Genomic DNA, 12,264 nt, shown 5'->3' on the forward strand with positions numbered 1-12,264 from the left:
ACGTCACCGGAACCGCCCCCGCTACCGTGTCACTGGCTGTCGCCGTGTAGGTGACCACCGTCCCACTGGGGCCGGTCGCCTCGCGCGAGAGATTGCCCGGCAGATTCAGCGACGGTGGCGTGGTATCCACAACGGTGACGGTAAAGTTACCGTTTGCCGTGTTCCCGGCGGGATCGCTCGCCGAACAGGTGACGGTGGTGACGCCGAGCGGGAAGGTGCTGCCGCTGGCCGGGGTACAGGTGACCGGAACCGCCCCCGCCACGGCATCGCTAGCGGTAGCGGTGTAGGTGACAACCGCTCCATCGGGGCCGGTCGCCTCACGCGAGAGATTGTCCGGCAGCCTCAGCGATGGTGGCGTGGTATCCACGACGGTGACGGTAAAGCTGCCGGTCGCCGTATTTCCGGCGGGATCGCTCGCCGTACAGGTCACGGTGGTGGCGCCGAGTGGGAAGGTGCTGCCACTGGCCGGGGTACACGTCACCGGAACCGTCCCCGCTACCGCGTCACTGGCCGTTGCCGTGTAGGTGGCAACTGAGCCACTTGCATCAGTAGCTTCTACCGATATATCGCCGGGCAAGCTTAGCGACGGTGCGGTAGTATCGATGGTAAAGGTGATCGCCACATCACTCCCCAATGTAATTCCACCAACGCTTGTCAGCGTGGCACAAGCGATCAGTGTATATTGTCCATCAGGTAATGGCTGAATGGTTGGCTGAATTGTTACGGTGAACAGATTCACATTAACATTGGCAATCAAACTACTACCGGCGCCACTGCACGAAGTCACTGAACCACTAACGAGACGGTAGTTGGCGACATCGGCGCCGTTGCGTAACAATTCTGCGAAGGTTAAGCCCAACTCCCTAACCGAAGCATTGATCAGATCACCATTATTTAATGGTGTGATGGTGGCGCCGTCACTACGTGTAGCAGCCTGTACCGCGGGTGGGACAAAACTCAAACGACGCCCAAAGACCTCGAACTGACGATTGGACGCCACTCCATCAAGATAGCCGGCCCAAACTGCCATATAGCGCCCGCTACCGGTTGCCGCAACTCGTGGCGCAACTCGGTGCCAGTTGACCGGATTGAGCAGGGTCGAGCCAGCAGTTTCTGGTTCACCACCCGGTAATGGACGGGTCAGGCCACTGCTATTCGCTTGAAAGGCAGTCGGCGCAAGCGCTGGGGTATTACCGATCCGGAAGTTGCCACCGCCAACCGGAGTCAGTGGAATACTCCCATCGGTATCAGCATTAAACCGCTGACCGTAGATCTCGAAGCGGTCATTCACCATCGGATCACCACGCCAGACGACCAACCATTCACGGTTGAACGGATCGTAAGCTACATCGACATCAAGTCCCTTGAAGCGATTATCAACACCGTTGGAACTAAAACTGACCCGCTGATTGCTTACTGAAGTGCCAAAGCCGGTCGCCTGGCGTAAACTGACGTAGACCTCTTCAAAGCCATTGACATCATCACCAAACCAGGCGACCAGATATTGATTGCGATCAGGGTTGTGCGCTACAGCTGGCCGATACGCATCACAACTGGCGTTCGCACAACCAGTCGTTTCACCAGTTTGGCTAATGCGGTGATCGTCACGGTAGTTAGAACCAATCCCAGGCAAGAGGTGGGCTTGTGTGCCATCGGCCGCGAGTACTTGGCCATAAATCTCGAATTCACCGTCTTCGACGCCACTGGCATTGTTATCAGCCGACCAGACCACGAACCACTGGTTATCAATACTGTTGTAGGCAATTGCCGGTGTTACAGCATCATAGTCAGGGCGAACATAGCCGGTAGCTCCGGTATTGAAGCCAGCACGGCTTACCAGAAAATCGTTTGGTCCAATTTGGCCGATGAAGCGTCTTTGTGGATGGGGATCGAGGGAGAAGCGCTGACACCGAATCTCAAATTCACCACCTTGCTCGGCAAAAGGTTGAGAGAGAAATCCATTCGCTCGATCATCAGACCAACAAATCAAGAACTCACCATTTTGACTATTGTAGGCAACGTCGGGAGAGAACGCATCCCAATCAGGATTCCTTCCACCGAAATTAGTTCGGTAGAACAAGACATTAATCTCGCTGATGCGATCATCCTGCGGATTACCACACTCATCACGGATCAGCAAATCACCATCGGCTGCAACCACCTGCACGTAGATTTCATAAGCGCCAGCGGCTCGATAACCGGCACGACCGGCAGCAGGGTTACTACAGTCCACATAGGGATTGGTGTTGTCGGCAGTCCAGGTCACCAGAAACACATTATCGCGTGCACTGTAACTCACCGCCGGACTGTAAGCATCAAACGGATCGGTAGCCAGATCATTTCCATTCCGACTGATCCGAAACGCAGTCCCACTCACTTCAGCATCAGGTGCAGTAGGTGGCACCGGCTCACCAGTGGTAGCATCAATAAACTGACCATAAATCTCAAACTCATTGCTACCACCGCCTTCACGGGGACGAGCGTACACGACCAGGTACTGGTTGGTCACCGGATTGTAGGCAATATCCGGCTCAAAAGCATCGCGTAATGGTGCAACAAAACTGACTCGTTCATCATTGTCACCGATCACACTATTCAGCGTGAGATTGCCACCCGGTAATGAACCTTCTGACGACATCGGCTTGTCGGATCGCTGCGCCTGACTGATCTCTGGCATCGCTCCAAGCATTACTCCGAGTGTGATCAGCAACATAATGAACATAATGGTGGACAGGAATCGCATAACCTCCCTTTCGCTAACGGGCTTACAAGCAGCTTAAAGCACCGAATGTAACGCTTATTGGAACGTGCTTGTGATGAGCGTACCGTGAGCAGGTGTGGGGGGATGAATAGCTGGTTGCGAAGAAAGTGACAAAAATGTAATGAGTAGAACAGTTGCGGGGATTACCTACAAGATACGCACTACTGGGGATACTCGCACTCAGCTTAGGGTTGTACTCGTCCAGCGGACTGCTGAAGCGTGGCTTCAGCAGTCCGTAGAGTTCTCATTCTCGTCAGGACTATCATCGGTTTGGTTTCATTGGGCGAGCGCACTTGCTTGGGAAACCTGTATCCCATCCCACCACACGACTACCTCAACATGAGAGTGGTAAACGGAGATACAACAGGATTCTGCGTATTGGTATGCAATCATTCACCCAACGCACAAATTATCTCCCTGAAGCCGAGAGATGTTGCTTCACGGCAGCAACAATCCGTTCGGCCGTCAGGCCAAATTCGGCATAGATGCGTTGAAATGGTGCCGATGCCCCAAACCGATCCACGCCGATAATTGTCCCTTCACAGCCGACATAGCGTTCCCAACCGAGAGACCGTCCGGCTTCAATCGCTACCCGTACTGGTATCGATGAGGGGAGGACCTTCTCGCGGTACCCTGCCTCTTGCTGATCGAAGAGTTCACGACAGGGCATACTCACGACTCGTACCGCGATCCCTTCCGCTTCGAGTTGATCGGCAGCAGCAAGGGCCACTGCCACTTCTGAGCCGGTTGCAATGATCAGTGCCTGCGCCGACTCGGCATCACGCAAAATATACCCGCCACGGAGGACACCTTCGGCAGCACCCAGCCCACTCCGGTCGAGGGTCGGCACGTTCTGGCGTGACAGAATAATCGCTGTTGGCCCATCGGTCCGCTGAAGGGCTAAGCGCCAGGCCATTGCTACCTCATTTGCATCTGCCGGACGCACAACCAATACATTAGGAATAGCACGCAACGCAACTAAATGCTCAACCGGCTGGTGCGTTGGTCCATCTTCACCAACACCGATACTATCGTGGGTGAAGACATAAATGACCCGTAATTTCATCAACGCTGCCAGACGAATGGATGGGCGCATGTAGTCGCTAAATACCAGAAAGGTACCGCCATACGGAATAATCCCGCCATGGAGTGCCATCCCATTGAGAATAGCGCCCATCGCGTGCTCGCGCACACCGAAATGCAGGTTACGGGCCTGAAAGTTGTCGCCACTGATTGAGCCAAAGCCTTCAAGATACGTAAAATCCGACGTGTGGAGATCGGCTGAACCACCGAGAAGACCTGGCAGGATGGGTGCCAGCGCTTGCAACACTGCCCCTGAAGCAACCCGCGTTCCTTTGGCTTTCAGATCAGGTGGAAAAACCGGTAACGCTGTGTGCCAGTTCGCGGGGAGCCCACCCTCTTGCAGCAGATCCCATTCAGCCGCTAGATCGGGGTATGAAGCCCGATAGCGGTTTAGCATCGCCTCCCATTCACGTTGCCGCACTTCACCAACCTCTGCGGCCAGATGCATATGTTCGTAGACTTCAAGAGGTACGTAAAAGGCCGGTTCGGTTGGCCAACCCAATGCCTCTTTCGTCAATTTGACCCCTTCGACGCCAAGCGGTTCACCGTGGGCCTTGTGGCTTCCTGCCCGTGGGCTGGCATAGCCAATGACGGTGCGAGTAATGATGAGTGATGGGCGCTGATCATCGGCAATCGCTTCCGCCAGGGCCAGAGCAACCGACGACATATTATGACCATCGGCATATAAGACCTGCCAGCCGTAGGCGGCAAACCGGTCGGCAACGTTTTCGCTCCAGGACAGCTTGGTTGGTCCAACCAGAGAAATATCGTTGCTATCGTACAGAACGATCAGCTTGCCCAACCGCAAATGCCCGGCCAGGCTGGCTGCTTCGTGCGAGATACCTTCCATCAAATCGCCATCGCTGGCGATAACGTAGGTATAATGATCAACGATGGGAAACCCGGCCCGATTGAATCTTGTTGCCAGCCAGCGTTCGGCAATGGCCATCCCGACTGCGGTGGCAAAGCCTTGCCCAAGAGGACCGGTCGTCATTTCAACACCAGGTGTTTCATGGTACTCAGGATGACCGGGCGTTCGACTACCCCATTGCCGAAACTGCTTCAGGTCGTCGAGCGAGAGATCGTAGCCGGTGAGGTGGAGTAACGCATACAGCAGCATTGACCCATGACCGGCCGAAAGGACGAACCGATCACGGTTCGGCCAGTGTGGATCACCTGGATTATGCTTGAGAAAGCGCGTCCAGAGCACGTAGGCAGCATCTGCCATCCCCAGCGGCATACCGGGATGCCCACTATTCGCCTGTTGGACTGCGTCAATAGCCAACGCCCGTATCGCGTTAGCGCATAACCGATCAAGAGTGGCGGTAGTAGGTTCGTTCATGAAGTGGCATCTCCTCTTTGCAAACACCCATCGCGGTGTTCAAATATTCCCTACTCTTTCAATCATACCACTGTCACCGACGTTCACTGCACGACGACTGTTACCATAGCGCCTGAATTTGCTATTATTGCACCTGTAACCGGTTCTAACGAAGTGAGGTATTATGTCGCAGTCAATCATAAGCCTTGAGACCGATCCAGAAATCGAAGGGCTATGGGTAGCTATCGAAACGGCCCGCGCCGAGAGTTATCCACTCATCGGAGCCGCTTTTCGGTTGTACCGGCCACCGTCTGATCCGTACACCGTTCTCGATGCGGTAGCGCGTGAACTTGATTTTCAGCCGCTTGGTAAACATTGGATCGAGGTACCGCGACGGATTGCACTCAAGATTGCAACCCACATTATTGCTCATGATCTGGCGTATCCTGACGAGATTGTTCCCGAAGTACAGGCAACCGAGCTGGCCAGACGGGTCCTGGCGTTACTCGATGCCAAAGCACGCTTTTTTACCAATGGTGCGGTGAGCGGTAATTTTGCCGTCTACGACATTCACGGGAATGAAGTGGTGGGGTGGCGTTCACTCAGTGAGGCACCGTTAGATCATGGTTTGTTCGCATTTGATGAACGACGTGTTGTGGTACTGTGGGCCGAGGATGCGCCATAGCAGGAACGAATTCAGTTATAATAGAGAGCATCTCACGCGCAAAGGGGGTCGGGTCTGAAACCCTATTTGGCAAGCGAACGAGTTGCCCGGTTATTGCCCGTGATCACGGCAGTGCTTATGTATCATCTGCACCCCAGCGCTTGTACCTCGCCGTCTGGGTTACACAGTTTTTGGTATGAATAACCAACGCCCGATCATCAACACATCATCAATAATAGCACCGTTTCGCGTATTCTGGAGCGCCCTACGCGACCTGTTCGACGAGTTTCTGCTGCTTACCTTTGCCAACATTATCTGGGCAGCGCTGAGTGTGCCCCTTTTTAGTGTTGCTTATGTCGCGATGGAGAACAATGCTGCGGTACCGGCAGCGGCAGCGGCATTGGTCGGTGTATTACCAGCAGCTCCGGCCTTTGCCGGCCTGTACGCTCTGAGCAAGCGGATCATAGAAGGTAGGGCCAGCAAGTTAGCCGACTTTTTTGCTGGGATGCGAGTGTATGCCCTGCCCGCCTGGCGTCTGTATGGAATCTGGATGGCCGGTCTGGCCTTGATTTTGTGGAATCTGGCGTTTTATTCTGGTGTTCCTGGCTTGTTGGGCGGTGTGCTGATTGGCTTTTTCCTCTACCTGTTCATGCTCTGGTCAGCACTCATTATCTATGCTTTCCCACTGATGGTTTTGCTCGATCAACCTTCACTACGACAGATTGCCCGTAATGCCCTCCTGCTCATCCTTATGCGACCGCTGTATACCCTGGTTACTATGCTCTTGATGGGGATCATCTTAGTGGTGAGCAGTCTGGTACTTATTGTTCCATTTCTCCTCTTCAGCGTATCATTTCTTGCCCTCTGGGCAGTACGGGCAACCCAGTTTTTGATTGATGAAGTGCAGAACAAGCAGGTGACTGAAGCGACGACAACAACACCGGTTGAAGAGCGTGGACGGCGTGGGCAGGTTCGGCCCAAGTAATACCGGCAACTGAAAAAGGTGATATATGCTGACACGACGCATTATTCCCTGTCTCGATGTGAAAGCAGGGCGAGTGGTTAAAGGGGTGAAATTCCTCAATCATCGCGACGCCGGTGATCCAGTAGAGTTGGCCGCGGCGTACAATGCTGCTGGCGCCGATGAGCTGGTCTTTTACGATATTACCGCCTCGAGTGACGAGCGGGCGATTATGGTTGAGGTGGTTGAACGAACCGCCGCCGAGGTCTTTATTCCCTTGACCGTCGGTGGTGGGTTACGCAGTGTTGAAGATATGTATCGAATGTTACGGGCCGGCGCCGATAAGGTCAGCCTGAATACGGCTGCGGTCTACAACCCACAATTGATCGCCGAGGGTGCACGCCGCTTTGGCAGCCAGTGCATCGTATTATCGGTCGATGCCAGGCGAGTCAATGTGCCCGGTGAGCCACCGCGTTGGGAAGTTTTCACCCATACTGGGGCCAATCCACGCCCAACCGGCCTTGATGCCATCGAATGGATCAAGCGGGGGATCGAATTGGGTGCTGGCGAAATTTGCATTAACAGTATGGACGCCGACGGTGCGCGTACCGGTTACGATCTTGAGCTGTTGCAGGCAGTCACCGCTGTAGCATCGGTACCGGTCATTGCATCGGGAGGCGTTGGTTCACCACACGATATGTATCGTGGGATTGTTGAAGGGGGAGCTGATGCCGTGCTCGCAGCTTCAATCTTCCACTTCGGCGACTACTCGATTGCCGATGTCAAGCAATACCTGGCCGAGCGAGGTGTACCGGTGCGGCAAATATCAGCAAGATGAGAGGAAATGTTGCGCTACGTTGGGCAGTGGTTGACGTCGTTGATGATCGGCCCGGTATGAGCTTGATCTGCCACGCCCTACTCATCTTCGGCCAGATGCTGCACGCGCAATTGCCAAAGCAAACTACCCAATGCCGGGCCAAAACGATCAATCAGGCGCTGTCGGCTACGCCCTTGCTGATACCGTTGACGCGCAAAGCGCTGTATCTGTTGTTCATCATCACCAACTCGCAGCGTCTGCATAAGTTCAAACGAGACATCGTTGAGACCGAACGTCGCAGCAACGTCAATCAGGCGGGCAATCGCCTCGTAGGGAGGTTCGAGCAACACGGTTGCATGGGTATAGATACCCAGCTCACCAGCACTGGTTATCAGTTTCTGCACCTGATGGCGACGCTGCACTGAATCGAACATACTGCTTGCCGCAATCGAAAACGTCAGTGCTTCGCAGCCGGCCTGCGCCAGCCGCGGCAATGTTTCTTCGCGTAAGTGCTCAAGGGTAACGGTAGCTTGCCATCTGACATTGAGGTTTGCCTTAATGAAGTAATCAAGCAGATCGTTCAGCCAGCTTTGGTCAATCGTCAACTCAGGTTCACAAAAGAGCACATTCCGAATCCCAAACTCGGCCATCACGGCCTGAATCTCTTGTCCGATAGCGTGCGGTGAACGCATGACCCATTTACCGCGGTCAGACCACCCGATGACTACCGGTGTTTGTACTTCACCACCCGGCGCACGTAGGGCGTAGCGTTCGAGTGAGAGCAGATGACGGGCCGGATAAGGGAGTGCATCGGCTGACAGTTCGGTGGTCGTATCGGTATTATCACTATCAAGCCAGGCCATCACATGGTTGACGATTGTTGGCGCTTCACTCCCACTCCGTTGAACGAGCAGGGGTAAGATGTCAGGGTAGGTCTGATGAAAATAGGTAACAGCCTGTTCGATGATACGGCTATCATCGCCGGCAATGATCATTCGTTGGGGTTGAAATGTCTGTAACCGTCGTCGAATATCGTTCCAACTTCCTGCCGACTCGAGCGCACGATCGTAGAGACGCACGATGGCGCGCCGCTGCTCAAGGATTGCCGCGATGTATGCCAGGGTGAGCGGTGGTAGCCGGTTTTGTTGTTTACCAGGTAGAGCGATGAGCGCAATCTTCACGTCATTTCTCCCAACAACCGTGCAGGAGCAGAAAGTACATTTTTGATTACGTAGGAAATAGTTGAGAAAATTGCACGAAAAGCTAGATACTGATTGCCACAAAATATATCATGTTTCATACAAAATTTCTATAAAGAAATTTTAATCTCTTACACAGAAGCATGATCGCTAATTGGCATATCAAATGCAGCTTTGTCCGGCAGTGGCAGAGAGAACGAGAAGCGCGTTCCTTTTCCTACCTCACTGTGCGCAATCCATATCTTGCCACCGTGGGCTTCCACGAACTGTTTACAGATGGCCAATCCCAGGCCAAGATGCGTCTTTTTCACCGGTATCCCGTTATCGACCTGGTAGAAGGGGAGAAATACCTTCTCAATCTGATCGGCTGGAATCCCTACACCGGTATCTGTCACATGTACGTAGATGCCTTGGGAATGCTGCTCGGCACTCACGACGATCTTTCCACCGTTGGGTGTGGCCTTGATCGCATTTTCGATCAGATTCGTCAGAACCTGACTAATGCGCTCCTCATCGATGATCACATCGGGTAATCGATCGGGCACATCCCAGCGCAGATCGATACCCTTCTCGTGAGCCTGCTGCTGTTGTTTGATGCACGTGGTAATAATGAGATCGATGATATTTGCCCGTATCGGACGCAACTTAAGCTGATTGGTCCCGTTGCGATTGATCTCAATGAGTTCTTCAACCCGTTTTTTCAAGCGATTGGCGCTATCTTCCACCTCACCCAGAAACTCACGTTGACGTTCGGTGAGCTTCCCAACGTTGTCGCTCTCTTTCAAGACAATAGCGAGAAACCCTTTGAGCGTATTCAGCGGGTTACGCAGCTCGTGGGCTAATTTCGCAATAAACTCACGACGTTGCCGTTCCTCTCCCTTTTGATCCGTCACATCGTGTAAGACCAGAACAGCCAGTCGGGTATCGGCCGAGGGGTTTACCAGGGTCGCATGAACGTGATAGAACCGCGCCTGTTCGGTTTCACCATCCACAATCTCCTGGCTCAGCGAATTCCCCTCGTGATGGACACGAAGAGCAAGTTCGATCAGACGGTTCGCCAGATTACCACTGCGCGCCATACTCTGCGCAATAATCTGACGGGCTACCGCGTTGTCGAGGTAGACCGTTCCCTGCTGATCGTACACAATCAGGCCATCGGCCATGTCGTGTAAAACAGCACTGAGTACCGCCTGTTGACGGCTCAATTGTACATGGAATTCAGCGTTACGAATGGCGATCATCGCCTGAATACTAAACGAGGTCAGATGTCGTTCTTCAGCAGGTGAAAATGTGGTGACCTGTCGGCTTACAACACTGAGGGTACCACGAATGTGATCGGGTTGGTCGGGATCAAATAATGGTACGCTAAGCGCAGCCCGAAATTGATGCGCAGCCAATGGCTGCCATTCCGGTTGTTGCGTGATTTGAAATCCATCGAGCGAAACGGGCCGCTTACTGTTCATGACAGTCTGCGCCAATACGGTTGCCCAATCAGCCTGATGTTCACTCGCATGGAGGAGGCGATGTTCCAGACCAGTGGGTCGCGCCAGAGTCAGTGCGACATCATCAATACGCTGCACGCCCAGCATATGAGTGAGCGAGTCGAGGATTTGATGCAAAACGTCATCCAGGCTGAGCGAGCTACTGATAGCGCGTAAACTCTCACCAAGGGCTTCCATTCGGCGCAGACGATCACGCAGTTCGTTGTTCGATTCTTCAAGATTGGCGACTTGTTGCTTCTGTTCACGCCGCAGATGATCGTAGCGAGCACGCCACTCACGGGCGGCTAGATTGCGCCTGTCCCCAAACCAGATCAGGGCTGCAACAACAACGAGACTGAGCAGGAGGCTACCAACCGATGCAAGTGTCGTGGGTGTGGTGAACGTCATCGCGTTCCCGGCCCCCAGGAATAAGATAAAGCCAATAATTGCCGGTAAGAACGCTGGCCATAGCGAGTAGAAACGGTAGCGCCAGGCGCGTAGGGCACCGATCCCCTGCACGACCGTTAGAGCAGCAGGGCCACCAAACGTAATACACCAGAAGACAAACAGGAGATCGCTCGCGATGCTACCGAGCAAGAGGCGATTTGTTACAGAGGGGTAGCGCCGCAAGAAGAGGAGCAAAATCACGTTGATGATACCGTAGCCAGCAAGTCCGCCAGCGATGACGGGCGTGAGGTCGAATTGAGTAATGAGCCAGGCTATCCCCAAAGCCAGCAACGGCAAGAGGCGACGGATGATCGTTTGCAGTTGCTCGGTTTCAGGTCTCATCATGCAAATTATGGTTCAAACTTGTAACCAAGATTGCGCACAGTAATAACGTGACGCGGATGATCCGGGTCTTCTTCAACTTTGGTGCGCAGGCGACGAATGTAAACTGCGACAAGATTGCTCTCGCCTTCGTAATCATACCCCCATACTTTAGTCAAGATTTGACTGACATTCAAGATACGGCCAGCGTTCTTCATCAGATAGTAGAGCAGACGGAATTCAAGGGGTGTTAATTCAACGACGCGGCCATCGGTGAATAGCACTTTGTGTTCGACCGGATCGAGGGTAATGTTACCCTGGCTCAGGCGAGTAGAAGTATTGAGCACATCGGCATTACGGCGGCGTAGTACTGCTTCAACCCGTGCCAATAATTCTGAAGGCTCAAACGGTTTGACCAGATAATCGTCACCGCCAATCTGGAGACCCATCACGCGATCCTGGAGGTAGGTACGTGCGGAAAGGAAGATGATGGGGATGTCTGAATTGCGTCGAATCTGCCGACAGACCTCGAAACCATCCATCTTGGGCATCATAATGTCAAGGAGGATCAGGTCGGGATTGTGCTGTTCAATTACCTGCATAATGTTCGAGGGGTCGTGTACGCGAAATACACGATAGCCTGCCTCTTCAAGCAGATATGAAGTCATCTTTGCATTCTGAATATCGTCGTCAACAACCAAAATATTCATGCGACGCTCCCTGTTTGATGCTTTGCTGGATATAATGAGGTGGTCTCCATAACTATGGCGCTACTATTGTACCACTTTTCAACTACCTTTGGCTAGAGTTAAAATTATTAAAAATCCGTTTCAACCTTTGCCGGATCGCAGTGGTGTACCTGCGCTGACGGGTGCGGTGTGGTCAATATTGAATTGCTGTTGGTCCTCGAATCAATCGCATGACCCTAAATGAAGATCGGTAGGGGCGCAGGGGCACTGCGCTCGTACATTGGGATTCATTGGTCGAGGCGTAGGGGCGCAGCACCGCTGCGCCCTTATCCTTGCGATGCGGGGTAGGCAGCGTAGGCATGGTCGATGCTCCGGTTAGTGGGGTACCGGTAGGGGCACGACGCCACCTTGCCTATCCCCGGTATTCCGTCGGCACCAGGCCAGTCGTCCATCGGGTAGGGGCCACGGACAGGGTGCATCCATCGTGGACGTGACGATACGATATTCGGATCGGCGCTAA

General features: G+C 53.5%; 8 protein-coding genes. 3 read left to right on the forward strand and 5 right to left on the reverse strand.

Annotated features, from left to right (window positions below; translation table 11 throughout):
- Positions 1–2,743, reverse strand: a 2,743-nt coding sequence (locus JE47_RS0117205) for an HYR domain-containing protein (RefSeq protein ID WP_236631283.1), incomplete at its 3' end; no start/stop codon positions are given.
- 427 nt (positions 2,744–3,170) lie between these two features.
- Entirely contained in the window at positions 3,171–5,186 is a 2,016-nt protein-coding gene (tkt, locus tag JE47_RS0117210) for a transketolase (RefSeq protein ID WP_031460942.1), read from the reverse strand.
- Positions 5,187–5,349: 163 nt separating this feature from the next.
- Here tkt and JE47_RS0117215 point away from each other — a divergent pair, with 163 nt between their 5' ends.
- The 3 genes from JE47_RS0117215 to hisF all read left to right on the forward strand — a co-directional run bounded on the left by JE47_RS0117215 (position 5,350) and on the right by hisF (position 7,628).
- Entirely contained in the window at positions 5,350–5,850 is a 501-nt protein-coding gene (locus JE47_RS0117215; protein ID WP_031460943.1) for a hypothetical protein, read from the forward strand.
- A gap of 175 nt (positions 5,851–6,025) precedes the next feature.
- Positions 6,026–6,814 (forward strand): hypothetical protein, encoded by a 789-nt coding sequence (locus JE47_RS0117220; RefSeq protein ID WP_031460944.1) that lies wholly within the window; start codon positions 6,026–6,028, stop codon positions 6,812–6,814.
- Between the two features lie 25 nt (positions 6,815–6,839).
- A complete protein-coding gene (gene hisF, locus JE47_RS0117225) occupies positions 6,840–7,628 on the forward strand; it encodes an imidazole glycerol phosphate synthase subunit HisF (RefSeq protein ID WP_031460945.1) in 789 nt (262 codons plus the stop codon).
- 77 nt (positions 7,629–7,705) lie between these two features.
- On the opposite strand, the gene JE47_RS0117230 is transcribed toward hisF, so the two are convergent.
- The 3 genes from JE47_RS0117230 to JE47_RS0117240 form a co-directional block, all read right to left on the reverse strand.
- Complete coding sequence (locus JE47_RS0117230) at positions 7,706–8,788, reverse strand: B12-binding domain-containing radical SAM protein (RefSeq protein WP_031460946.1); 1,083 nt, start codon at positions 8,786–8,788, stop codon at positions 7,706–7,708.
- Between the two features lie 149 nt (positions 8,789–8,937).
- Positions 8,938–11,079, reverse strand: coding sequence for an ATP-binding protein (locus JE47_RS0117235; RefSeq protein WP_236631284.1), 2,142 nt, complete (start codon positions 11,077–11,079; stop codon positions 8,938–8,940).
- A 5-nt stretch (positions 11,080–11,084) separates the two neighbouring features.
- On the reverse strand, positions 11,085–11,765 hold the full coding sequence (locus JE47_RS0117240; RefSeq protein WP_031460948.1) for a response regulator transcription factor: 681 nt from the start codon (positions 11,763–11,765) through the stop codon (positions 11,085–11,087).
- Between the last annotated feature and the right edge of the window lie 499 nt (positions 11,766–12,264).

The organism is Chloroflexus sp. MS-G, assembly GCF_000735195.1.
Classification (GTDB): Bacteria; Chloroflexota; Chloroflexia; order Chloroflexales; family Chloroflexaceae; genus Chloroflexus.